The organism is Chryseobacterium turcicum, from assembly GCF_021010565.1.
GTDB classification, from domain to species: Bacteria; Bacteroidota; Bacteroidia; order Flavobacteriales; family Weeksellaceae; genus Chryseobacterium; species Chryseobacterium turcicum.
Genome location: NZ_JAJNAY010000002.1, coordinates 1,063,216 through 1,086,949 on the forward strand (window position 1 = coordinate 1,063,216; position 23,734 = coordinate 1,086,949).

Genomic DNA, 23,734 nt, shown 5'->3' on the forward strand with positions numbered 1-23,734 from the left:
TCTATGTAGAATGCTCTTCAAAAAGAGAAAATGTAGAAAAACGTTCCATCCAATCAAATAAAAATTTAAAATATTCGGATGAAAGCTCCCATTGCAAAAAAAATAGAAAAAGCACTCGAAATACACGGTGACACAAGAATTGACAATTATTTCTGGATGAATGAAAAAGAAAATCCTGAGGTAATACAATATCTTGAAGAAGAGAATGCTTATGCAGATTTTGTGATGAAAGACTCTGAAGAATTTCAGGAAGAGCTTTTTCAGGAGATGAAAGCCCGATATAAAAAAGATGACGAATCTTTGCCTTATTTTTTTAATGAATACTGGTATATCGTACGCTACGAAGAAGGAAAAGAATATCCTATTTTTTGCAGAAAATATAAAACTCTTGAAAATAAAGAAGAAATCGTTCTCGATGTAAATATTCTTGCAGAAGGAGAAGATTTTTTTGAAGTGGCTAATGTTGCGGTAAGCCCGAATAACGAATTAGTATCATTTTCATCAGATAATGTAGGAAGAAGAATTTATACTTTAAATTTTAAAAATTTAAAATCTGGAGAAATCCTTGCCGATAAAATTGAAAACACCACCGGAAAAGCAGTTTGGGCAAATGACAACAAACATGTTTTCTACATCAGAAAAGATGAAAGCTTAAGAGCCTACAAAGTCTACAGACACAAATTAGGAACTGACACTTCAGAAGATGTTTTAATCTTCCATGAAGAAGATGAGACTTTTGATGTGAATGTTTTCAAGACAAAGTCTATGGAATACATTTTCATGGCAAGCTCGAGCACCATTTCCGATGAGCATCATTTTATTCCTGCAAATAATGTTTTTGCAGAATGGAAAGTAATCCAACCAAGAATTGATGACCTGGAATACGCCGTAGAGCACTATGAAGACGAATTCTATATCATTACCAATGCAGACGATGCTACCAATTTTAAAATTGTAAAAGCAAAAATCGACAATTGTGGAATGGAGAACTGGGTAGATGTAATTCCTCATCGTGAAGAAGTCTTATTGGAAGGATTTGAGATTTTTAAAAACTACCTTATTCTTGAAGAAAGAGAAGAAGGCTTGCTTCAGATAAAAATCATTGACGAAAAAACTCAGGAATCTTATTACCTGCCCTTTTCAGACCCTACTTACACCGCTTATATTGGAACAAATCTAGAGTTTGATACAGAAGTTTTACGTTATGGCTACACTTCTTTAACTCAGCCAAGTTCAACCTACGAATATAATTTAAAAGAAAAAACTACCAAACTCTTGAAACAACAAGAAGTTTTAGGAGGAAAATTTAATCCTGACAATTATATTTCTGAAAGAATTTGGGCAGACTCCAGAGATGGAGAGGAAAAAATTCCAATCTCATTAGTTTATCATAAAGACACCAAAAAATCAGCTGAAACATCTCTTCTTTTATATGGATATGGAAGTTATGGGCATACAGTTGATGCAAGTTTTTCGAATGTAAGACTGTCAATTTTAGACCGAGGGTTTATTTATGCAATTGCACATATTCGTGGTGGTGAATATTTAGGAAGAGAATGGTATGAAGACGGAAAAATGCTTTTTAAGAAAAATACATTTTTCGATTTTATTGATGCCGGAAAATATTTAATTAAAGAAAATTACACTTCATCAAAGCATTTGTACGCAATGGGCGGAAGTGCTGGTGGATTATTGGTTGGTGCTGTAATGAACTACGAACCTACCCTATTCAACGGTATTGTGGCACAGGTTCCTTTTGTGGATGTAGTTTCTACAATGATGGATGAAACAATCCCTTTAACAACCGGAGAATACGATGAATGGGGAAATCCTAATGACGAAGAATATTATCATTATATGAAAGATTATTCACCTTATGATAATGTAGAAGCAAAAGATTATCCGCATACCTTGATAACGACTGGTTTTCATGATTCGCAAGTACAATATTGGGAGCCTGCAAAATGGACAGCAAAATTGAGAGAATTAAAAACTGACCATAATATTTTAGTGTTCAAGACTGATATGAGCTCTGGACATGGCGGCGCAAGCGGAAGATTTGAATCATTAAAAGAAGACGCATTGGAATATGCATTCTTGCTGAAAATTGACAAAATGTAGTTTTTAAACTTTTTATTTAACCACAAAAGGCACAAAAGATTTAGATATTTTAAGTTTAAACTTATCATTTAAAAAAAACACATAAGTTTTCAAAAATCTTTGATTTTTTTATTCTTTTGAAAACTTTGGATATCTAATAATATACATTTCAAATTTCTTTTGCCTCTTTTGCGGTTAAAAAAAATTAGTTTAAACAGATTTTTTTATTAAATTAATCAACCTCAAATTACAATGATATGATTTTAGTTTTTATAATGATTATGATTACTGTTATTTACTATCTTATCCAAAGAGATAGAATCATTAAAAATGAGAAGCGAGAAATTTTAAAATTTAAACAAGAAGAAAAACTTGCCGAACTTCTAAAAAAGGCAAAAGAAGAAGACTTAAAGAAAAAAGAAGAACAAAACAATCCTTAAAATAAATGTATCATTCTAAAACAGAACGAATACAGAAAATATATTATGACAGAAAGTGAAATTTGGCAAAAAATAGAACAATTTTTCATTGAAAATTTTGATACTGAAAAAAACGCTCCGATTGAGACCTATTTATTCTTAATTGGCATTCAGGAATTAGGAAGCGGGCAACAAAAATATACCAAAGACGATAAACTAAACATCCTACACATCGCAGTTTGCAGATTATTGGAACCTTTTGGATATTTTAAATTCTCACATTACGATGACGATGGCTATCCTCATTTTGATGAAGTCGAGAAGCTTCCGGAGCTGAAACCTAATGAGCAGCAAATCCTGATGAAAAAAGCAATTATTCAATATTTTCAGGATGAAGAGTTAATTTGAGAATAAGATAATTTGAAAATTAATCAATTATTAAATAACAAAAATGGAGCGTAAAATTTACGTTCCATTTTTGTTATGCTTCTTTTAAATTTTCAAATTAACACATTCTCAAATTTTCAAATTACCTTTTCAAATCATTAAAAATATGTTCCAGCTGATTCAAGCCCATTTTAAAACCTTCTTCAAACCCCATTTCCAATTGTTTTTTCATGTCATCTTCAGAATTAAAATGAATGTTAAGAGAAATTTTCGTTCCATGCTCAACTCCTGTAAAGCCAATCAGCCATTGTGTTTGGGGAAATCTTTCATCTACATTACCATTAGCATCGCAAAAAGCATCAATACCATCAACACTTCTATGCTCATCTATTTTACCATACTTAACCAACGAAAATACTTTCTCGCCATCTGGCCCATTCATCGAATATAGCCAAACGCCCCCTTCCTCGAAATTTAACGAATCCGTATTACACACCCAGGGTTTTGGCGCCCACCACAAATCGAGGAGTTCGGGTTTTGTAAAATATTCCCATACTTTTGACGTTTCTGCATCATAAACCTTCATCACATAAATACTCTTCGAATTAAAATCTTGATTAAAAACAATTGTTGAGCTCATAGTTATTTTAGTTTTGGTTAATAAATTATCATAAGTTTCTTTAAGGAACAGACTATTAATTTATAATAAAATGTTAAAACATCAGCTTTTAAGAAAAATTAAACAATATTTTGGCGCATTTTTTGTTTATCAAATCTTAAAATGATTAATTTTAACATTCACAACTTTAATTACAATATGCAATGAATAACAAATTCATCCCGATAATCTCGGTTTTTATGACAATTTCCCTCATTGTTTTTGTCACGCTGCAGTTTTATTGGCTTAAAAATTATTACGTTGCTTTGGAACAGGAATTCTCCAACAAAGTTTATTCCGCTTTGGAAAATACCTCCAAAAACATTGCAGAAATTGAAGTAGATAAGCTTTTTAATGAGAATTATGCAAATTTAAGAGATAATGTAAAAGCAAACAGCAAAAAACCTTCTCTTACCACGATTCAGCAAACCCAGGATTCCGGGACTCAAAAATCGATTGTTTACTACAGAAATATTATTGAGACACAACAGCTCCCCATTTCAAAAAGAGGCGACTCACTTCTTCTCACCAAAATGTACACCGATGATGCGGCATATACGGTTAAAAGAGATACTTCGAGACGTGAATTACTGACCTCGGAAATCCATCAGGATATTGAAAGTGGAGATTATAATTTCAAAGAATTTTTAAAGGTAAATGGAAACAATTTACCACTCAGCAAAAGAGTTGACCCAAAAATTCTAGACTCTGTAATTACCAAAGAGCTTAGAATGAAAGGTATTACCGCTGATTTTGGATATGGAGTTTCAGATAAAAATAACAAACTTACCAATATTTTTAATAAAGTTTTTAAAGAAAAAAAAGATACCAATTCTTATTCCTATCCTTTATTTACAGATACAAAAGATAGAACTTTATATACTTTGGCGCTGGTTTTCCCTAAAAAAGAATATTCTTTGGCGATGAATAACTGGCCTATGCTTTTGGGAACTTTTCTTTCTCTATTGACGATTTTGGGAATTTATATTATTTCCATTAATTATATGATGAGGCAGAAAAAACTGGCAGAAGTAAAAACAGATTTCATCAACAATATGTCTCATGAGTTTAAAACTCCATTGGCAACAATCTCGGTAGCGACAGACTCTTTGGCAAATGATAAAATTGCTACCAACCCAGAGAAAGTAAAATATTATTCACACCTCATTAAACAAGAAAATCTGAGGATGAAAAAGCAGGTAGAAAATATTCTGAACATGTCTAAATTAGAAAGAAATGAAGTAGAATTATTCTTAAAAGAAACCAATGTAAGAGAATTGATAAAAAAGACTACAGAGTCATTTAATCTTATTATTCAGCAGAGAAACGGAAAACTTACGCAGGAATTTAATGCTACTCATTTTACTTTTAAAATTGATGAGTTCCATATTTCAAATATGCTGGTGAACCTTTTAGACAATGCCAATAAATACTCACCAGAACCTCCAGAAATCAGTATCAAAACTAAAAATGAAGGAAATTGGTACGTTTTAGAGATTTCAGACAAAGGAATGGGTATGGAAACGCATAATAAAACCAAGATTTTCGAAAAATTCTTTAGAGAAGAAACCGGAAATATTCATAATGTAAAAGGACAAGGCCTCGGACTTTCCTATGTGAAGAAAATTGTAGAACTACACAAAGGAGAGATTATTGTAGATTCTGAAAAAGATAGAGGAAGTAAATTTATCATCAAACTTCCGATGGTATAAAATAAATTAAACGAATAATAAAATATACAACATATGAGCAACAGAATATTATTAGTAGAAGACGATCAGAGTTTCGGTGCGGTACTGAAAGATTATCTTACGATAAACAATTTTGAAGTGACCCTTGCAATAGACGGTGAACAAGGATTAAAAGAATTCACAGAGAGTGAATTTGACATCTGTATTTTTGACGTCATGATGCCTAAAAAAGACGGATTCTCATTAGCTGAAGATGTAAAAAAGATTGACAAAAATACGCCAATCATCTTCTTGACTGCTAGAAATATGAGAGAAGACATTCTGAAAGGTTATCAATTGGGAGCAGATGATTACATCACAAAACCATTTGATACAGAATTACTTTTATACAAAATAAAAGCAATTCTTCAGAGAAGTTCGACCCTTGAAAACGAAGAACAGGAACAGTTTAAAATCAGCAATATTTTCTTTGATTCTATGCTGAGACAATTGAGAGTGGGTGATAACGAATATAAACTTTCACCTAAAGAAAATGAGCTTTTAAAATTGCTTTGTCTTCACAGAAACGACTTTATGCCTAGAGATTTAGCATTGAGAAAAATCTGGAAAAAAGAAAACTATTTTACAGCAAGAAGTATGGATGTTTATATTGCCAAACTTAGAAAACTGTTGAAAGACGATGAAGGTTTAGAAATCATCAACGTACATGGTGAAGGTTTCAGACTTTTGGTTAAAAACTAAAAGAACGTTAAATTCCCGATATAAAATTAAAAATTAGCAAAACAATTCAAAATGTTTTGCTAATTTTGTTTTTCAGGGTAATTTTTGATGTAAAATTGTAAAATTTAAATGAAAGTAAAACCAAACTTCAATTATTGTCCTAAAAAATAGAAATCTAATTATGAAGAAAATACTTTTTGCCCTTTTAGCAACTTCTTTAGTTGCAGTTTCATGTAAAAAAGACGAAAAACCCACCTATTTAAAAGACGAAAACGGAGCTCAGCAACCTAATGTTGCGATGAATACCAATGCAAAACCTTCATTAATTGATCAGGCAGGCATAAAAACGTCTAATGGCTCAACGATGGTTACCGCACCAGGAATGAATCCTCCACATGGGCAGCCAGGTCACAAATGTGAGATTCCTGTAGGGCAACCTTTAAATGGTGCCGCTGCTCCTGTTCCAACACAAAGTCCGGCTAATCAAAATATTCAGGTAAATGGGAATAATGCGATTCAAATTGACCCCAATTCTGTAAGTCCCGGAAAAATAATGCCTACTCAAAATAGTCAACCCGTAAAAACAGCACCAGGAATGAATCCTCCTCATGGAGAACCAGGTCACAGATGTGATATTTCTGTAGGACAGCCTTTAAATAGTAAACCAGCTCCAGCAGCAGCTCAAACGACTCCTGTACAAGCGCCACAACCAATGCCAACTCCGCAGCCTGCAGTTGCTGCTAATACAGGGCCAAAACCAAAAAACAATCCTGCTCACGGACAACCTTGGCATGACTGCGCAAAAGAAGTAGGTGCTGCACTTTAATTTTTTTTTGTAAATTTGCACTGTGAAACCAATACAGCTCTTATTAATTATCTTTTGCTTGGGAATTTTTTTGATTCCTAAGGATAATTTTTATGCTCAGGCGTCACAGGAAATCTGCTGTAAGGCTGAATCTAAAAAAGCATGTTGTGAAAAGAGTCATGACAATCATGATTCTAAAAACAACAAGAGCGACCACAAATCATGCAACGATGACTGTTGCTCGTTTTGTATGACCTGTAATACTTTCGTAGAAAATAATCTTACGAAAAATAGTATCTCAGAAATCTCTTCATTCAAAACAATCTCAAAAATTCAGGTTCAGTACGCTAACCCTTACATTTCAAACGGTTTAAAAGAAATTTGGCAACCGCCTAAATTAGGTTAATTAAAAATTAATTTAACGATGTATCAGTTTACCAACCTACCAATGGGTTGTTACACTATTACATTGTTAGAATGTTACATTAATTCAATTAATCTAAATTTTAAACAAAATGAAATTATATTTTACCAAGGTAATCCTTGGCGCATTCTTACTATTCACTACATTCATATCTGCTCAAAATCTTTCAAAAAATCAGTTCCTGGTAAAAGGAAACTGTGAAATGTGCAAAGAGAGAATAGAAACAGCTGCAAAAAAAGCAGGTGCAAAAAAAGCGCAATACTCCTTAGACACCCAAACTTTAACCCTAGAAACTACAGAAAAAGCTTCACCTGAAGACATTCTGAAAAAAGTTGCTGAAGCCGGTCATGACAACGAAAAATTCAAAGCTTCTGATGAAACGTATCAAAAACTTCCAGGATGTTGTCTTTACGAAAGAGATCTAAAGCCTGTAACGTCAGACATAGAAAATCATCATCACTCTAAAGGTGAAAACGAGTTTTTCGTGAAAGGAAATTGCGAATCTTGTAAAGCCAGAATAGAAAAAGCTGCAAAATCTGCAGGAGCAAATTCTGCAGAATGGAGTGCTGAAAAACAAATGATCGTTTTAGATTTTGACTCATCTAAAACATCTGCAGACCAAATTCTTAAAAAAATTGCAGAAGTAGGTCATGATAATGAAAAGTACAAAACAACGGATGATGTTTACAAAAAACTTCCGGGATGTTGTCTTTATGACCGTGACCTTAAGTTTGGAGAAAAAAACGAAAAAGTACATTCGAACGAAACTGAAAGCACCACTGTAGAAAAGCAAGACCATGCAGATCATTCTAACCACGATAATCATTCAACGGGTGAAAAAAGCATTGAAGGAGTAATTATTACTGCCTCAAAAGCAGCAACTTCTATCAGTAAAAAAGAAGCGGGTTTGGTATTTAATATTGATTCTAAAGAACTTTTAAAAGCAGCATGTTGTAATTTATCTGAAAGTTTCGAAACCAACGCAACTGTTGATGTTTCTTTCAGCAACGCGGTTACAGGAACCAAACAGCTTAAAATGCTTGGTTTAGATCAAAAATATACAAGTTTAACTAAAGAATTATTACCAGAAATCAGAGGTTTGGCTTCTGCTTATGGGTTAAATTTTATTCCCGGAAGATGGATTGAAAGCATTCAGCTGACAAAAGGAGGAAGTACCGTAACCAATGGCTACGAAAGCATTACAGGGCAAATAAATACTGAGTTTATAAAAAATGCAGAAAAACCTGAGACTTCTTTGAATCTTTTCGCAGATTTCAACGGAAGAGCTGAAGCCAATATTACAAGTGTTTCAAAAATCAACGATAAGTGGTCGCAAACTTTCTTGCTTCACGGAAACGGAACTTTTGGAGATACCGATATGAATGATGACGGTTTTCTTGACCGTCCGAAAGGAACACAGATTAACGCAGCTTATTTATTAAACTATAATGATTTGACACGTTCAGGTTTTGGATCTCATTTCGGAATTAATTTCGTAAAAGACGAAAGAACTGCAGGACAAGTAGGATTTGATAAAAAATTGCCTCAAAGCCAACAATCACTTTATGGGGTGGGAATCGACATTTCAAGATTTCAGGTTTGGAATAAAACGGGTTATGTTTTTGAAGGAAAACCTTACCAAAGTTTAGGCTGGATGAACCAATATGTTTATCATCAGCAAGACAGCTTTTTTGGCTTAAGAAATTACTCTGGGCAACAACATACTTATTATTCTAATTTAATTTTTGAAAGTATTTTAGGAAATACCAACAACAAATACAAAGCGGGAGCAAGCTTTTTATATGATGGCTACGAAGAAAATTATCTAATTAATAATTTTAAAAGAAACGAAATTGTACCTGGAGTTTTTGCTGAATATACTTTAACAGGTTTAAAATATACTTTGGTAGCAGGAGCAAGAGCAGATTTTCACAACTTGGCGGGAACACAGTTCACTCCGAGAATGAATTTCAAATATGACTTTACTCCGCAAACGATCTTTAGACTTTCTGCGGGAAGAGGTTTTAGAACAGCTAATGTTTTTGCAGAAAATCAGCAATATTTTGCATCTAACAGAAATATTCAGATTCTACAAAACGGTGGAGATATTTATGGCTTAAGACCTGAAATTGCTTGGAACTATGGCGTTAGTTTACAACAGGAATTCAAAATTTTTGGTAAAAAATCTACTATTGTTGCCGATTTTTTCAGAACAGATTTCCAGGATCAGGTATTGGTAGATCTTGACCGCTCACCTCAGCAACTAACATTCTATAATTTAGATGGAAAATCTTTTGCCAATTCATTCCAAACGCAGTGGGATTTTACTCCTTTCAAAAACTTTGATGTAAGATTAGCTTATAAATACTATGACGTGCAGGCTGATTATTTGGATGGAAGACGCGAGGTTCCTTTCATGGCAAAGCACAGAGGTTTTGTCAACTTGGCATATGCCACTAATAAAGATAAAAACGAAGGGTTTTGGAGCTTTGATACGACATTAAATTGGGTAGGAAAACAAAGATTGCCAAATACCTCAACCAATCCTACGGAGTTTCAATTGCCGATGTATTCTGAATCATACGCTGTTTTGAATGCACAGGTTTCTAGAAACTTCAATAAAAAATTAAGAGCTTATTTAGGTGGAGAAAACCTAACTTCTTATCATCAGAAAAATGCAATTATGGATTTCAGAAACCCTTTCGGAAACTATTTTGATGGTGGAATGGTATACGCTCCAATTATGAAAGCTAATTTCTATGTTGGTTTTGATGTAACGTTTTAACTTTGATTGTGAGTGCGTTTGAGAATTTCAATAATTTTCAAATTGACTCATTTCAAAATTCTCAAATTAAAAAAGCATGGTTTCAATAATTTAATGATTATGAAATCATGCTTTTTTGTATCTTTAAATTCAACTTAAATATCAAAATTTTAATATGAAACGAAATGCAACAGCCGTTTGGAACGGTACCGTAAAAGAAGGAAAAGGTCATTTAACCACGCAAAGCACTACTTTAAACCAAACTCAATATTCTTTCGGAAGCCGTTTCGAAGAAGGAGTAGGAACAAACCCCGAAGAATTATTAGCAGCTGCTCACGCAGGATGTTTCACGATGAAACTGAGCGCAGAATTAACTCAGGCAGGCTTTACTCCTGAAGAATTGACTACAAAATCAGTGATTACATTAGATCCAAGTGTGGGAAAAATTACTAAATCTGAGCTGACTTTAACGGCAAAAATTCCCGGAATTTCTGAAGAAGATTTTCAAAAATACGCAAAGATTGCGGAAGAAGGTTGCCCTGTAAGTCAGGCGTTCAGTTTTGAGATTAATTTGAATGCTAGTTTAATCAACTAAGCTAAAACACTTTATCATTCCACAGAAATCTAAGCTAATTTATTAGTTATCATATTAGAAAATCAATGCTTAGATTAATTAAGAATGACAAGCTTAAAAATAAAATAGTCATTATACGATTAATAGAAACGGGTTAACGCCCGTTTTTTTCATTTTAAAACAAATCTAAATAGCTTGAGCTAAAACTTCGAATCAAACTCTTTCAATTTCAACAAATAAATTAATAAAATTTTAAGTTTAAAACAAATATACCGATTGGTATATTTCGTATATTTGTCTGTTGATTTTTATAAATGTCAAAAGCAGAAAAGACAAAACAATTCATTATTGAGAAGACCGCCACTTTGTTTAACACCAAAGGTTATACTTCTACGTCTTTATCGGATATTACGGAAGCAACAGGACTCACCAAAGGCAGTATTTACGGAAACTTTGAAAACAAAGACGAAGTATCGCTCGAAGTTTACAAATACAATTCGGGAATTCTCAAGAAAAGTTTAATGAGATCATTCAGCGAAGAGTTTCCTACAATGACTGACAAACTGTATGCTTTTGTGTCTTTTTACAGAAAAAACTGGCCGTTGGTTTTTCTTCATGGTGGCTGCCCATTAATGAATGCCGCAACAGAGTCTGACGATACTTTTCCTGAACTTAACCATCAGGTGAAATTATCTTTTGAAGATTGGACGAAAACTATTTCGGAAATCATCAAAACCGGACAGATTAGCAATGAATTTAATAAAGAAATAGATCCCGAAAAATACGCATCCCTTTTCATCATCCTTATTGAGGGTGGAATATTACTTTCAAAAACTACGGGAGACGAGAAACATTTAAACCTTGCTTTAGACAGAATTACGATTCTCATCAACGAAGAAATTAAAAAAAATCCTTTATAAATAAATGTTATGGATAAATTACAGGCATTACAATCATTTATCGGAAAAGAATTTACAGCATCCCCCTCTCCTTTTATGAGATGGCTTAATCCGATTGTCGTTTCGGCAGAAGAAGGTCAAATAGAATTTCAATATACCGTAAGAGAAGAATGGCTAAACCCAATGGGAAATATGCACGGTGGTGTAACAGCCGCAATTATGGATGATATTATTGGCGCGACAATGTTTTCTTTAAACGAAAAAAACTTCATTGTAACTGTCAACAACAGCATCGATTACTTTTCAACCGCAAAAGAAAATGATATTATTGTAGCCGAAACAAAAATCATTAAAAGAGGAAAACAGTTTGTAAATGCACAGTGTGAAATTTGGAACGCAGATAAAACACGCCTTATCGCAAGAGGAACCTCTAACCTATTCAAAATTAATAATTAATATAAAATCGCCACGACTAAATATCTCTTTGAAGCTAAAAAAGTCATGGTCATAAAAATAATAAATAGCCATATATGAAAAGAGTTGTCATTACAGGATTGGGCGCCGTGACGCCTTTAGGAAATAATGTTGAAGAATTCTGGCAAAACAGCATCAACGGAGTAAGCGGAGCAAATAAAATCACTCATTTCGATACCGAAAAATTTAAAGTACACTTTGCTTGTGAAGTAAAAAACTTTGATCCCAAAGTATATTTAAATCACAACGAAATAAAAAGAAGCGATCTGTTTTCTCAGTACGCCATGTACTCATCTGCAGAAGCCATAAAAGATTCTGGGCTTGAGTTTGAAAAAATGGATCCTTTTGACACTGGTGTCATTTGGGGAACCGGACAAGGCGGAATGTGGACTTTCGAAAGCGAAGTCATGAATTTTGCAGCTAACGATCAAAACCCAAGATTTAATCCGTTTTTTGTCCCAAAATTTATTGCTAACATGGCTTCGGGAATGATTTCTATGAAGTTTGGTCTTCAGGGAATTAACTATACAACGATTTCTGCTTGTGCAACAGGAAATACTGCTTTGATGGATGCTTTCAACTACATTCGTTTAGGAAAGGCAAAAGTAATTATCAGCGGTGGTTCTGAAGCAGCGATTACTCCAGCTTCGGTTGGTGGTTTTTCTGTGATGAAAGCAATGTCTACAAGAAATGATGATTTCGCTACAGCAAGTCGACCTTACGATGCAGATCGAGATGGTTTTGTAATGGGAGAAGGTGCCGGAGCTTTGGTTTTGGAAGAATATGAACACGCAAAAGCAAGAGGTGCAAAAATCTATGCCGAATTAGCTGGAGCCGCAATGACAGCCGATGCTTATCATATGACTGCACCTCATCCTGATGGAGTGGGTGCCATAAAAGCAATGCAATTGGCATTACAAGAAGCCGGAGCAAACATTGAAGATATTGATTATCTGAATCCTCACGCTACTTCTACTCCACTTGGAGATTTAGTTGAGCTAAAAGGAATCAGCAAATTATTTAAAGGAAGTAAAAACCTTGATCTAAGTGCTACAAAATCAATGACGGGTCATTTATTAGGAGCCGCAGGAGCCGCAGAAGCTATTCTTTCGATTAAAGCGATTGAAAAAGGAATTATTCCGCCAACAATCAATCTTCACAAGATTGATGAAAATATTCCGAAAGATGTCAATATTATTTTTGGTGAAGCAAAAGAGAAGAATATCAATTTCGCTTTAAGCAATGCTTTTGGTTTTGGTGGGCATAATGCGACTTTGGTGTTTAAGAAGTTTTCTTAAATTTTAATCTCACGCAAATTAATCCGATTTAGCAAATTTCATATCAAGAACCTTAGAATGAAATTATTAAAACTAAAAAAGCAGTCAAAATTTATTTGACTGCTTTTTAGTTTATGCTTCTTTCAGCCATTCCGATGAAGAAAGATAATTCTGATCGGGATAATATATAAAAAGAACATTCTTTCCTTTTATGGTATTGATAATCGGCTCAGCCAACGCTCTTGGAATTGCAGGACAGCCCCAACTTCTTCCAATTCTTTTATGTGCTGCGGCAAACTCATCACTTACATAATCTGCTCCGTGCATTACCACTGCTCTTTGTAAAGCTGCATCGTTATAGCCTTTATCCATACCTAAAAGTTTCAGTGAATATCCATTTCCACCTTTGTAAGTAGCATCAGTAATATAAAACCCTAAGCTACTCTGATAAGAGCTTTCGGTATTAGAAAAATTTGTGGCAAATTCTTCTCCTGTATTTTTTCCGTGAGCAACCAGAGAATTGAAAAGTACTTTTTTCTCATTCATATCGATTACCCAAAGTCTCTTGGTATTAGATGACATCGAAAAATCACAAATCGTTAATAAATGTGCGCTTTCATCTAATTTTCCAGCTTTTTTAAGATTAGAAAAACCTAAAATCGCTTTAGAAAAAACATCAAAATTTAGTTTATGATCAGTTTCGAATAAGATAGAATTGTAAAGTTCTTCTGAAGAACTCATTTCATTTTTGCTTTTTTCAGATTTAATTTCAACTGCAGTTTCTATTTTTTTTGTGTCGGTATTATCAATCTTTCTATTCTCGCTTTTCGGAGAGAGATAAAATGAAGTCGCTACCAAATACACAATGCCTAATACGCTGTAAAATCCTTTCATTAAATATTATGTTAAATTAAAATTGCGGGTACAAATTTATAAAATCATAATTATCAATGAGTTAAAATAAAAAAAGTTTAACTCAATTTAAGAAACTTTAACGGTCACAGATTATTTTTCAGAATCCGGAACAAACTCTAAACTTATAGAATTCATGCAGTATCTAGTGCCGGTTGGAGCCGGTCCGTCATTAAAAACATGACCCAAGTGAGAATCACAACGTTTGCAAACGACCTCAATTCTTTCCATTCCATGGGTTGAATCGCGGTTATACCCTACTCCATTTTTATCCGCTTCAAAAAAACTTGGCCAGCCACAACTGCTCATAAATTTTTGATTGGAACGGAAAAGGTGATTTCCGCAAACTGCGCAGTAATATTCTCCCAACTCATCAAACTCATTATATTTTCCGGTAAAAGGTCTTTCTGTAGCCGCTTCTCTTGCTATTGCATATAAATCGGGAGAAAGAATTTTAAACCATTCGTCATTGGAAATATTCAGTTTTGTAGTATCTGTTCTTGAATAATATGGATTGTTTTGTATTTCGTTTTGCATAGATTTATTTTAAATATTAGAAATTAATATGATATCGAACCTCAATTTTTTTTAACACATAAGTTTTTTTTAAGTTTTCAAAGTTTGAAAATATGAAGATCACATAAGTTTAAAAATCAAAGATTTTTTTCTATGTTTAAAATTCGATATTTCCCAACCTATTTCACTGCATTTTATTTGCATTATGCAAATTTTGGTTTTAATTCAAGTTTAAATTATTGAAAATGACAAGTTCATAAAATGTAAAACTAATGTGGTCTTTTTACAGTAGTTATTAAACTTAAAATTTTTTGTAAATTCTTTTGTGACTTTTGTGGTAAAAAATATATCTCAAATTTAGTAAATTTGAGAATATGAATGACGAAGACAAACGAAAACAGCTTAGAAAATATAAAGCTTTTGCCACAGGACTTTTTGTTTTGATGGCAATTATCTTTATTATCACTACAATTTTACAAAAAACACTTGATTCTCATTGGATTGGCTATGTTCGTGCATTTTCTGAAGCCGCCATGGTGGGTGCTTTAGCAGACTGGTTTGCCGTGACAGCACTTTTCCGTCATCCGTTGGGAATTCCCATTCCACATACCAATCTGATTGAAAACAGCAAGGAAAAGCTGGGTGATAACCTGGGAAGCTTTGTGGTTTCTAATTTTCTTTCGCCTAAAACAATTCGTCCTTATATTCAGAAACTGAAAATTTCCGGTTTTGTGGGAGAATGGCTTGCAAAAGAAAGAAATCAGGAAGCTTTAATTAAAAACCTCTCAGACATTGTTTTGGATATTCTCAATAAACTGGATGACTCTAAAGTAAGCCATTTTATCAGTAAAAAAGTCGGCGAAATGACTGATAATATAAAACTAAACGCCATTCTCGGAAACGGAATCATTTATCTTTTGGATAAAAATGACCATCAAAAAATCATTACCAATCTTTCTGCTCAGATAAAAGATTATATTATTTTAAATGAAGATGTCATTCAGGAACGGGTAAAAAAAGGGAGTTATTCTTTCATTCCTTCATTTGTGGACAATAAAATTGCTGATAAAATAGCGAGCGGACTTGCCGATTTTTTTAAAGAAGTGGAAGAAAATCCAGCCCATGAAATTCGAGATTTAATTACCCGAAAAATTTATGAATTTTCTCACGATTTAAAAAACAGTCCAAAATGGAATGATGAATTTAAAACCATCAAAAATGATTTTCTAAAAAATGATAAACTAGAAGAATATTCTAACGACATTTGGCTTTCTATAAAAAAAACATTGAATAATGAATTGCAGGAAGACGAATCTTCATTAAAAAAATACATCACAAAAAACCTGAATGAGTTTTCTGAAAATCTTAAAACCGACGAAAAGCTTCAGAATAAAATCGACCATTGGGTAAGGGTAACCGCCTACAAATATATTTTGAAAAACACGCACCAAGCTGGAGATTTGATTAGTTCAACCGTTGGAAACTGGCAAGGAAAAGAGCTCAGCGAAAAACTAGAACTAGAAGTGGGGAAAGATTTACAATTCATCCGTGTAAACGGAACTTTAGTTGGCGGATTGGTTGGACTTATTATTTATACGATATCGCATTTTTTTATTTAAAAAACATTTATTTTAACTCATGAAAATTTATCACACAATATTCCTCTTATTACTAATCCTTAGTTCCTACCAAAATAAAGCTCAAAATAAAATAAGTGAGCATTTAGAAATAACAAAAGAAAATGCAAATCTTAATGCCCAGAAAATTATGGCAGATAATTTTTATTGGGATATGATTGATGAGTTTTCACCTTTCGGAAACGACGTAGGAAATGATACATTCTATATTTACTATGATTGGAAAAAAGACAATCCAAATAAAAATGGAACTGATTTCTTAAATCATGATTTAAGAGAGATTAATTTTGATTTGAATATTACAGAAAAAGAAATGGTTCAAAACAGCGTTCAAAAAATGAATAATCAATATCTTGATTTAAATAGAATTGACAATGAAATTATTTCTCTCGCATTTACACAACTATTTTTATATGGTAAAATTGAAAGTAAAATAAAAGAATTAAGCCTGAAAGCGATTGAAAGAGAAATGCTCTATCTTGATTTTTGGGATACTGATTCTAAAATTCGGGAAGAAAGATTAACAAAAATGAAATCAGCAATTCTTAAATCTAAATAAGCTAGATTTAATTTAACAAAAAAAGCAAAACCTCATCAGTTTTGCTTTTTATATTTTTAAGATTTAAAATTATCTTGGAATTCTACTTGCTCTTGTTAAAAGTTCCTGATTAATATCGTTAATTAATTGCGGACCTTCATAGATAAATCCGGTATATAATTGCACTAAACTTGCTCCTGCGTCCAGTTTTTCAATCGCATCTTTTGCTGAGTGAATTCCGCCAACTCCGATGATTGGGAATGCGCGGTTGCTTTTGTCTGAAAGATATTTAATCATTTTTGTGCTTCGCTCACGAATTGGTTTTCCGCTTAAACCACCGTTTCCGATTTGTTCTAAAGTTTCTTTTGAAGTTTTCAGACCTTCTCTGTTGACGGAAGTATTTGAAACCACAATTCCATCGATTTTTGTGTCTGCAATCAGTTCGATAATTTCATCCAATTGTTGATTATTCAAATCCGGAGCGATTTTCAGAAGAATAGGTTTTGGATTTACTTTAGTTTGATTGATTCCTTTCACAGCAGTAATCAATTCTCTCAAATACTCAACATCTTCTAATTTTGCATGACTTCCAACGTTTGGACAGCTCACATTCAGAACAAAATAATCGACATGAGGATGAAGACCTTCAAAGCAATCTAAGTAATCCTGAGTATAGTTTTCAGGCGTTGTATTGGTATTTTTTCCGATGTTTCCACCGATGATTATTTTTCCGTTGTTTGATTTTAATTTTTCAATCGCAGCTTCCAAACCATCGTTGTTGAAACCCATTCTGTTGATAATTCCGCCATCTTCTATTAGACGGAACAATCTTTTCTTAGGATTTCCGGCTTGAGCTTTTGGAGTTACCGTTCCAATTTCTACAAATCCGAAACCTAAATCTCCCAATTCATTAAATAAAACTGCATTTTTATCGAAACCAGCTGCCAATCCAACCGGGTTTTTAAATTTCAGTCCGAAAACTTCTCTTTCGAGACGCTTGTCAACAATGGGTTTTGGAAGGAATAATTTTGTTAAAAATCCAAAGTTTTTAAGCATCGAAAAGGTAAAGTGATGCACTTCTTCGGGATCAAATTTGAAAAGAATCGGGCGAATGAGCGATTTGTACATTGAAAAAAAGTTTTACAAAAATACTCATTTTAAAATTAATGGATTATTGATGTGTGATATTTTATTTAAACATAAAATCTGCTATATCTAAAAATCTGCGTGAAATTCTTTTAACGCAAAGGTTTTTATTAATTTTTCTTCAAATTTTAAGGAGCAAAGATGAATCAACCAGTTGATTTGATGAAGCGTATGTTTGAGCTTTGCGATCCAAACTCTTCCTTAAAATAAAATATTTGCGTTAAACTAAATTAAGAATACGCACTCAAATCAAAACTCAAAATATCCCCTACTCTTTTGAATTCTTCGTTTATTGTGGCATTCAAGGTTATTTTTTCGTTGGTAATCGGATGATTAAAAACCAATTGATGAGCATGAAGCATCAGTTTATTCATATTAAAAGTTTCCAGCCACAATTTATTCTGCTTATTACAACCATGAGGTCTGCATCCCAAAATAGGATGTAAAATATGCTTAAAATGCTTTCTCAATTGATGAAATCTGCCCGTTTCGGGGATTGCTTCAACTAAACAATACCGCGAGGTCTGATGTTTTCCGAATACTAAATCTATCTCGGAAGTCTGTAAACGGTGATAATAGGTAATTGCGTTTTGTTGAATTTCGTCTTCATTAACCAAATCATAATCTATGGTTTCCTCTTCGGGAGCCCATCCTCTAAGAATTGCCAAATATTTTTTTTCAACTTCACGCGCTGCAAATTGGTCGCTCATTATTCTCAAAGTATCTTTATCTAAAGTAAACAGCAAAACGCCCGAAGTTTTTCGGTCTAAACGATGCACCGGATAAACATATTGCCCGATTTGGTCTCTCAATTCCTGAATAGCATACGTATCTGCTTGTCCCGAATAATATGATTTATGAACCAATAATCCGCTGGGTTTATTGATGGCAATAAGATGTTCGTCGCGATAAAGAATTTCTAACATGGAGCAAAAGTAGAGAATTTTAAACTGATTTAATTTTGATTGTAGCCGCAAAAAAAGATTCTTTATCTTCATTAATAATTATTGTAACATTTTTGGTGGTACGTTCTCTAAATTATAAAAAAGGATTAATGCATAATTTAAACTTCGATGAAATTTATCATACCTATTGGAAGAAGATTTTTCGGCTCTGCATGGGATATGTAAATAATGATGAAGTGGCAAAAGACCTCTGTCAGGAAACATTTGTAGCGGTTTTTCAGCAATTACCAAAATTTCGCCACGAAGCCAATATAGGAACATGGATTTATCGAATTGCCTCAAATATATGCCTAAGACAGGTTAATCTTGAAAAAAGAATGCCTAAAAATGACCTTCCTTCTCAAATAAAAGATATTTCAGAAAAAGAAAATAAGATTGAACAGGAAAATATGACCAACTTTCTCTACCAATGTATTTCCGAATTACCTGAGCTTGAAAGAATTATCATTTCTTTGGAGCTTGAAGAAATGAAGCAGAAGGACATCGCTGAAGTTGTAGGAATTTCTCCTGCCAATGTGAGAGTTAAAATTCATAGAATCAAGGAAAAGCTAACCGAAAAATTTACAAAGTATGGAAACCAATTATAATTTTCAGGAAATCTGGAACAAAAAAAACACAGATATTCCTGATATACAAGAGATAAAAACAACAGCTGAGAAATACAGAAAAAAACAAATTTTAAAAGATATTGGGCTTATATCCTTACTATTATCAACTGTGGCAGTGATTATTGCCATTTGGGTTTTTATTAAAATTTCTTTTTTCACTACACAGCTAGGAATTATGTTGGTTCTTACGGGTATTGTCATGTATATTTTTCTTGTATATCAAAACATTAATATTTTAAAGAAAATTAATACCTCAACCAACAATCTTGAATATCTTATTGCAATTAGAAAAGCAGAGCAACAGCAGATTTATATGCAGACAAAAGGTCTAAGTATTTATTATGTTTTACTTTCTTTTGGCTTCTTCTTTTACTTTTATGAATTTGCATTGAAAATGAGCTGGCTCGGATGTATACTAACTTACGGATTAACATTTTTATGGGGACTTGTTACTTGGTTTATCATAAGACCCAAGCAGATTAGAAAGCAAAAAGAAAAAATATCATCCGTTATCAGTTCTTTAGAAAATTTGGAAAAAAGCTTAGAGGATTAATCTCTATTTTTTTGATGGATGAATTTCAAAAATGAATGGTATATATTAAACCTCATAGGTTTTGGAAACCTATGAGGTTTGTATTGTAAACGTTCTTTGGTCACTAGCCCTGATGGGAGCGGCATCCTTTTTTGTGGCGGGCGGAACGAAGTGGAGACTGCCACAAAAAAGATATAGCGAAAAGCAGGTTCCCGGCTCCTGAAATTCTAGATTATAAAAACTTCCCACTTCCCGCTTTCAACTTCCTACATTTTCACTATTTTTGCAGGTAAGACGAAAAATTTATGGCAAAGCAAGAAGATGTTTTCAAGAAAGTGATTTCTCACGCTAAAGAATATGGGTTTATTTTCCCTTCGAGTGAGATCTACGACGGTTTATCTGCAGTTTATGACTACGGACAAAACGGTGCAGAAATGAAAAATAATATCAAACAATATTGGTGGAAAGCAATGGTACAGCTTAACGAAAATATTGTGGGGATTGATTCGGCGATTCTGATGCACCCTACAACCTGGAAAGCTTCTGGCCACGTTGATGCTTTTAATGACCCTTTGATTGACAATAAAGATTCTAAAAAACGTTTCAGAGCAGATGTTTTGGTAGAAGATTATTGTGCAAAAATCGAAGATAAAGAGAATAAAGAAATTGAAAAGGCTGCTAAAAGATTTGGTGAGTCTTTCGATAAAGCTCAGTTTGTGGCAACGAATCCTAAAATTTTGGAGTATCGTGCAAAAAGAGAGCAAATTTTATCAAGATTGGCAAAATCTTTAGAAAATGAAGACCTTGCTGACGTAAAATCTTTGATTGAAGAGCTAGAAATTGCTGACCCTGACACTGGTTCTAAAAACTGGACTGAAGTAAGACAATTCAACTTAATGTTCGGAACTAAATTGGGTGCGTCTGCAGATTCTGCAATGGATCTTTATTTGAGACCGGAAACGGCTCAGGGAATTTTCGTTAACTTCTTAAATGTACAGAAAACTTCTCGTCACAGACTTCCGTTCGGTATCGCTCAGATTGGAAAAGCTTTTAGAAATGAGATTGTTGCAAGACAGTTTATTTTCAGAATGCGCGAATTTGAACAAATGGAAATGCAGTTTTTCGTTGCTCCGGGAACGGAATTGGAATTCTACGAACAGTGGAAAACAAAACGTTTGAACTGGCACTTGGCTCTTGGTTTAGGAAATGACAATTACAGATTCCATGATCATGAGAAATTGGCGCATTATGCAAATGCTGCGGCAGATATTGAATTTAATTTCCCGTTTGGATTTAAAGAACTAGAAGGTATTCACTCTAGAACAGATTTCGATTTGAAAGCGCACGAGAAGCATTCAGGTAGAAAATTACAGTTCTTCGATCCTGAAAGAAACGAAAACTATGTTCCTTATGTGGTAGAAACTTCGGTTGGATTGGATAGATTATTCCTTTCTATTTTCTCAAACAGTCTGAAAGACGAAGTTCTGGAAGACGGTTCAGAAAGAACGGTATTATCTTTACCTCCGGCGTTAGCTCCAATTAAAGCAGCGATTTTACCATTGATGAAAAAAGATGGTTTAGCAGAATATGCTGAGAATATCTTTAACGATTTGAAATATGATTTCAACTTATTCTACGAAGAAAAAGATGCGATTGGAAAACGTTACAGAAGACAGGATGCAATTGGAACACCTTACTGTATTACGATTGACCACGACTCTTTAACGGACCACACGGTAACCATAAGAGACAGAGATACGATGAAACAAGAAAGAGTTCCAGTTTCTGAGTTGAGAAGAATTATCGATGAGAAAACAAATTTCAGAAATTTACTTTCTAAAATATAAATTGAAAGCCTTGAGAAATCAGGGCTTTTTTGTTGCAATTAAATTAATGTAAGTTTCGGCTAAACCCAATTGCAGCATTTGTGTAGGGACGGACTAAAGTTCGCTCCTATTGAATATTTGAAAATCTTTGATTTTCTACTTACGTGGTCTAAAATATTTTCAATTTAAATTAATTCTAATATGACCCATGTGTTGATAGATTGCAAAATTCTCAAAAATAACTTTGTCTAAAAATATTTTCTTCATCATATTTAAAGTATTCTTGAATTCACTACTTTTGGATTTCAAAAAATGATTATGAAGAAAATTTATTTACTGCTTTTTGGGGTAACCCAAACTTTTACCTTTGCTCAAACTCAGGATTTGGCATCTTTAGCTTCCGGAACCAATGTGGGAATGAATGCCCTCTTTGATTCTAAAGATAATCTTTACGGTTATATTTCAATATATTCTTACGGAAAAACCGACAAGAAAACTCAGAAGTTCGAATACGTTCTTTTAGATAAAAACCTCAATCCTGTTTCTAATAAAGAATTTGATGCTGGTCTTTTGGTTTCAAACTATTACGGATATGTAGACTTTAAAGGACAGATTATTTTGAGGCCTTCCGATTTTAATTATATGCAGGCTTTTGCAAAAGATGCCGCCTTACCGGTTTCGATGGTGATAGACCCAAAAACCAATAACATTGCTCCGAAAGTTTATTACGATTATCAGGAAAACGGAACATTTAAAGAAATTAACCAACCTAAAAGCTTCAAAGAAGAGCGAAAAGAAAACCGCGCCGAGAAAAAAGACAAAGGCTACAACTATGTTTCTTCTGTGGGAGAAATTAAAGAAGGCGGATACCTTGCTGTTGAATACAACGATTACGGAAAGTACATCAATAAAAACAGCCTTATAAAATTTGACCCAAATAAAAAAGAAGTCTGGAGATATAGTTACAATACCGATGGCAATAAAAAAGTTTTTTCTGACCTCACCATTTTAGACAAAGATGAAAACCGCATCTACGGAATTCTAAGAAAGGTAAATGACGACGACAAGACATTTTCTATGCTTGTTATTGATATGAAAACAGGAAAAGAGCTTTCAAACAAACCAATTACAGGGCTTTCGCCAGATACAATCTACAATATAGACAACCTGTATGCAAGTGGCAGAAGAATAGATAACGACAAAACATTTGATGATAAAATTGTCCTTTTAGGAAGAAATTATGTTCCTAAAACTGATAAAGGTTTTGCAAGATTTATGCTTGATAAAAACAATTATACTGTAGATTTAAAAGAATTAAACTACAAGCCTGACCTTTCTAATCATATTCCGAAACTTAGCGCAGACGGAGGTGTAGAAAACGGATATTTTCTCCAGACAAAAGACGCCTATTTTTTGAGCGACGGAAGTGTAGGAATTCTTGCCGAAAAATTCAAACCTGCAGGACAATATAATGCTCCTAAAACGACAGATTTAGTTTACGTAAATACCGATAAAGATTTTAAAGTAAAAGATGTGCAGGTCTTTGAAAAAGAAAAATCAAAATGGGTCAACAGTGACTATCTTTTTTCGCAATATCTGAATGAAGGAAAAGACGTTGTATTCTTCTTCCGCGATTACAAAAAAGACCAGGTAACCAAAGAGAAAAAATGGAATCTTTTTATCAATACCATTATCAACGGAAAATTTAAGCAGGAAGTTATTCCTATTTCTGAAAAAGATAACTATACCGTAACGCCGTACGTGGCAAAAGAAGGATACATTTTGCTTAGAGAATTCAACGAGAAAGAAAAATTCAACAAAGTACGTTTGGAAAGATTGAATTATTAATTTTGTGAATTTCC

23 protein-coding genes are annotated in these 23,734 nt (G+C 33.4%); 18 read left to right on the plus strand and 5 right to left on the minus strand.

Annotated elements, in window-relative coordinates; all coding sequences use genetic code 11:
* Positions 1-78: 78 nt before the first annotated feature.
* From LO744_RS19620 to LO744_RS19630, 3 genes are all read left to right on the plus strand, one after another.
* On the plus strand, positions 79-2,121 hold the full coding sequence (locus LO744_RS19620; protein WP_230672465.1) for a S9 family peptidase: 2,043 nt from the start codon (positions 79-81) through the stop codon (positions 2,119-2,121).
* 236 nt (positions 2,122-2,357) lie between these two features.
* Positions 2,358-2,540 carry a hypothetical protein gene (locus tag LO744_RS19625; protein ID WP_230672467.1) on the plus strand — a complete coding sequence of 61 codons (183 nt, stop codon included), beginning with the start codon at positions 2,358-2,360 and terminating at the stop codon, positions 2,538-2,540.
* Between the two features lie 45 nt (positions 2,541-2,585).
* Positions 2,586-2,927 (plus strand): hypothetical protein, encoded by a 342-nt coding sequence (locus LO744_RS19630; RefSeq protein ID WP_230672470.1) that lies wholly within the window; start codon positions 2,586-2,588, stop codon positions 2,925-2,927.
* Positions 2,928-3,048: 121 nt separating this feature from the next.
* On the opposite strand, the gene LO744_RS19635 is transcribed toward LO744_RS19630, so the two are convergent.
* On the minus strand, positions 3,049-3,546 hold the full coding sequence (locus LO744_RS19635) for an SRPBCC family protein (RefSeq protein WP_230672472.1): 498 nt from the start codon (positions 3,544-3,546) through the stop codon (positions 3,049-3,051).
* Between the two features lie 182 nt (positions 3,547-3,728).
* On the opposite strand from LO744_RS19635, the gene LO744_RS19640 reads away from it, so the two are divergent.
* The 9 genes from LO744_RS19640 (at position 3,729) to fabF (ending at position 13,213) form a co-directional block, all read left to right on the plus strand.
* Entirely contained in the window at positions 3,729-5,276 is a 1,548-nt protein-coding gene (locus LO744_RS19640; RefSeq protein WP_230672474.1) for a sensor histidine kinase, read from the plus strand.
* 33 nt (positions 5,277-5,309) lie between these two features.
* The gene (locus LO744_RS19645; protein ID WP_066676439.1) at positions 5,310-5,996 is read left to right on the plus strand and encodes a response regulator transcription factor; all 687 of its coding nucleotides are present in this window, start codon (positions 5,310-5,312) and stop codon (positions 5,994-5,996) included.
* 160 nt (positions 5,997-6,156) lie between these two features.
* A complete protein-coding gene (locus LO744_RS19650) occupies positions 6,157-6,801 on the plus strand; it encodes a hypothetical protein (protein WP_230672482.1) in 645 nt (214 codons plus the stop codon).
* Between the two features lie 22 nt (positions 6,802-6,823).
* On the plus strand, positions 6,824-7,186 hold the full coding sequence (locus LO744_RS19655; RefSeq protein WP_230672484.1) for a hypothetical protein: 363 nt from the start codon (positions 6,824-6,826) through the stop codon (positions 7,184-7,186).
* A gap of 109 nt (positions 7,187-7,295) precedes the next feature.
* On the plus strand, positions 7,296-9,989 hold the full coding sequence (locus LO744_RS19660) for a TonB-dependent receptor domain-containing protein (RefSeq protein WP_230672486.1): 2,694 nt from the start codon (positions 7,296-7,298) through the stop codon (positions 9,987-9,989).
* 154 nt (positions 9,990-10,143) lie between these two features.
* A complete protein-coding gene (locus LO744_RS19665; protein ID WP_230672488.1) occupies positions 10,144-10,563 on the plus strand; it encodes an OsmC family protein in 420 nt (139 codons plus the stop codon).
* Positions 10,564-10,856: 293 nt separating this feature from the next.
* A complete protein-coding gene (locus tag LO744_RS19670; RefSeq protein ID WP_230672490.1) occupies positions 10,857-11,462 on the plus strand; it encodes a TetR/AcrR family transcriptional regulator in 606 nt (201 codons plus the stop codon).
* Between the two features lie 9 nt (positions 11,463-11,471).
* Positions 11,472-11,897 carry a PaaI family thioesterase gene (locus LO744_RS19675; protein ID WP_230672492.1) on the plus strand — a complete coding sequence of 142 codons (426 nt, stop codon included), beginning with the start codon at positions 11,472-11,474 and terminating at the stop codon, positions 11,895-11,897.
* Between the two features lie 74 nt (positions 11,898-11,971).
* Positions 11,972-13,213, plus strand: coding sequence for a beta-ketoacyl-ACP synthase II (gene fabF, locus LO744_RS19680; RefSeq protein ID WP_230672494.1), 1,242 nt, complete (start codon positions 11,972-11,974; stop codon positions 13,211-13,213).
* Positions 13,214-13,324: 111 nt separating this feature from the next.
* Here the strand turns inward: fabF and LO744_RS19685 are convergent, their stop codons facing one another.
* Together LO744_RS19685 and msrB are read right to left on the minus strand one after the other, a co-directional pair.
* Entirely contained in the window at positions 13,325-14,086 is a 762-nt protein-coding gene (locus tag LO744_RS19685; protein ID WP_230672496.1) for a murein L,D-transpeptidase catalytic domain family protein, read from the minus strand.
* 111 nt (positions 14,087-14,197) lie between these two features.
* Entirely contained in the window at positions 14,198-14,641 is a 444-nt protein-coding gene (gene msrB, locus LO744_RS19690) for a peptide-methionine (R)-S-oxide reductase MsrB (protein WP_230672498.1), read from the minus strand.
* Positions 14,642-14,994: 353 nt separating this feature from the next.
* Between msrB and LO744_RS19695 the strand changes: the two genes are divergently transcribed.
* Both LO744_RS19695 and LO744_RS19700 read left to right on the plus strand, forming a co-directional pair.
* Positions 14,995-16,239 (plus strand): DUF445 domain-containing protein, encoded by a 1,245-nt coding sequence (locus LO744_RS19695; protein ID WP_230672500.1) that lies wholly within the window; start codon positions 14,995-14,997, stop codon positions 16,237-16,239.
* Between the two features lie 148 nt (positions 16,240-16,387).
* Positions 16,388-16,816 carry a hypothetical protein gene (locus LO744_RS19700; RefSeq protein ID WP_230672502.1) on the plus strand — a complete coding sequence of 143 codons (429 nt, stop codon included), beginning with the start codon at positions 16,388-16,390 and terminating at the stop codon, positions 16,814-16,816.
* Between the two features lie 69 nt (positions 16,817-16,885).
* Here the strand turns inward: LO744_RS19700 and LO744_RS19705 are convergent, their stop codons facing one another.
* Together LO744_RS19705 and LO744_RS19710 are read right to left on the minus strand one after the other, a co-directional pair.
* A complete protein-coding gene (locus LO744_RS19705; RefSeq protein ID WP_230672504.1) occupies positions 16,886-17,923 on the minus strand; it encodes a quinone-dependent dihydroorotate dehydrogenase in 1,038 nt (345 codons plus the stop codon).
* A gap of 248 nt (positions 17,924-18,171) precedes the next feature.
* Positions 18,172-18,867, minus strand: a complete 696-nt coding sequence (locus LO744_RS19710; RefSeq protein WP_230672506.1) for a pseudouridine synthase — start codon at positions 18,865-18,867, stop codon at positions 18,172-18,174.
* 128 nt (positions 18,868-18,995) lie between these two features.
* On the opposite strand from LO744_RS19710, the gene LO744_RS19715 reads away from it, so the two are divergent.
* The 4 genes from LO744_RS19715 (at position 18,996) to LO744_RS19730 (ending at position 23,720) form a co-directional block, all read left to right on the plus strand.
* Entirely contained in the window at positions 18,996-19,493 is a 498-nt protein-coding gene (locus LO744_RS19715) for an RNA polymerase sigma factor (protein ID WP_230672508.1), read from the plus strand.
* Positions 19,477-20,067, plus strand: a complete 591-nt coding sequence (locus LO744_RS19720) for a hypothetical protein (protein WP_230672510.1) — start codon at positions 19,477-19,479, stop codon at positions 20,065-20,067. The genes LO744_RS19715 and LO744_RS19720 overlap by 17 nt, the downstream gene beginning before the upstream one ends.
* 284 nt (positions 20,068-20,351) lie before the next feature.
* On the plus strand, positions 20,352-21,893 hold the full coding sequence (locus LO744_RS19725; protein ID WP_230672512.1) for a glycine--tRNA ligase: 1,542 nt from the start codon (positions 20,352-20,354) through the stop codon (positions 21,891-21,893).
* A gap of 297 nt (positions 21,894-22,190) precedes the next feature.
* Complete coding sequence (locus LO744_RS19730) at positions 22,191-23,720, plus strand: hypothetical protein (protein ID WP_230672514.1); 1,530 nt, start codon at positions 22,191-22,193, stop codon at positions 23,718-23,720.
* Positions 23,721-23,734 lie beyond the last annotated feature (14 nt).

Excerpts from the sequence above, each read along its gene's own strand:
- LO744_RS19620 (WP_230672465.1), top strand. The coding sequence starts at position 79 with ATGAAAGCTCCCATTGCAAAAAAAATAGAAAAAGCACTCGAAATACAC.
- LO744_RS19625 (WP_230672467.1), top strand. The coding sequence starts at position 2,358 with ATGATTTTAGTTTTTATAATGATTATGATTACTGTTATTTACTATCTT.
- LO744_RS19630 (WP_230672470.1), top strand. The coding sequence starts at position 2,586 with ATGACAGAAAGTGAAATTTGGCAAAAAATAGAACAATTTTTCATTGAA.
- LO744_RS19635 (WP_230672472.1), bottom strand. The coding sequence starts at position 3,546 with ATGAGCTCAACAATTGTTTTTAATCAAGATTTTAATTCGAAGAGTATT.
- LO744_RS19640 (WP_230672474.1), top strand. The coding sequence starts at position 3,729 with ATGAATAACAAATTCATCCCGATAATCTCGGTTTTTATGACAATTTCC.
- LO744_RS19645 (WP_066676439.1), top strand. The coding sequence starts at position 5,310 with ATGAGCAACAGAATATTATTAGTAGAAGACGATCAGAGTTTCGGTGCG.
- LO744_RS19650 (WP_230672482.1), top strand. The coding sequence starts at position 6,157 with ATGAAGAAAATACTTTTTGCCCTTTTAGCAACTTCTTTAGTTGCAGTT.
- LO744_RS19660 (WP_230672486.1), top strand. The coding sequence starts at position 7,296 with ATGAAATTATATTTTACCAAGGTAATCCTTGGCGCATTCTTACTATTC.
- LO744_RS19665 (WP_230672488.1), top strand. The coding sequence starts at position 10,144 with ATGAAACGAAATGCAACAGCCGTTTGGAACGGTACCGTAAAAGAAGGA.
- LO744_RS19670 (WP_230672490.1), top strand. The coding sequence starts at position 10,857 with ATGTCAAAAGCAGAAAAGACAAAACAATTCATTATTGAGAAGACCGCC.
- LO744_RS19675 (WP_230672492.1), top strand. The coding sequence starts at position 11,472 with ATGGATAAATTACAGGCATTACAATCATTTATCGGAAAAGAATTTACA.
- fabF (WP_230672494.1), top strand. The coding sequence starts at position 11,972 with ATGAAAAGAGTTGTCATTACAGGATTGGGCGCCGTGACGCCTTTAGGA.
- LO744_RS19685 (WP_230672496.1), bottom strand. The coding sequence starts at position 14,086 with ATGAAAGGATTTTACAGCGTATTAGGCATTGTGTATTTGGTAGCGACT.
- msrB (WP_230672498.1), bottom strand. The coding sequence starts at position 14,641 with ATGCAAAACGAAATACAAAACAATCCATATTATTCAAGAACAGATACT.
- LO744_RS19695 (WP_230672500.1), top strand. The coding sequence starts at position 14,995 with ATGAATGACGAAGACAAACGAAAACAGCTTAGAAAATATAAAGCTTTT.
- LO744_RS19700 (WP_230672502.1), top strand. The coding sequence starts at position 16,388 with ATGGCAGATAATTTTTATTGGGATATGATTGATGAGTTTTCACCTTTC.
- LO744_RS19705 (WP_230672504.1), bottom strand. The coding sequence starts at position 17,923 with ATGTACAAATCGCTCATTCGCCCGATTCTTTTCAAATTTGATCCCGAA.
- LO744_RS19710 (WP_230672506.1), bottom strand. The coding sequence starts at position 18,867 with ATGTTAGAAATTCTTTATCGCGACGAACATCTTATTGCCATCAATAAA.
- LO744_RS19715 (WP_230672508.1), top strand. The coding sequence starts at position 18,996 with ATGCATAATTTAAACTTCGATGAAATTTATCATACCTATTGGAAGAAG.
- LO744_RS19720 (WP_230672510.1), top strand. The coding sequence starts at position 19,477 with ATGGAAACCAATTATAATTTTCAGGAAATCTGGAACAAAAAAAACACA.
- LO744_RS19725 (WP_230672512.1), top strand. The coding sequence starts at position 20,352 with ATGGCAAAGCAAGAAGATGTTTTCAAGAAAGTGATTTCTCACGCTAAA.
- LO744_RS19730 (WP_230672514.1), top strand. The coding sequence starts at position 22,191 with ATGAAGAAAATTTATTTACTGCTTTTTGGGGTAACCCAAACTTTTACC.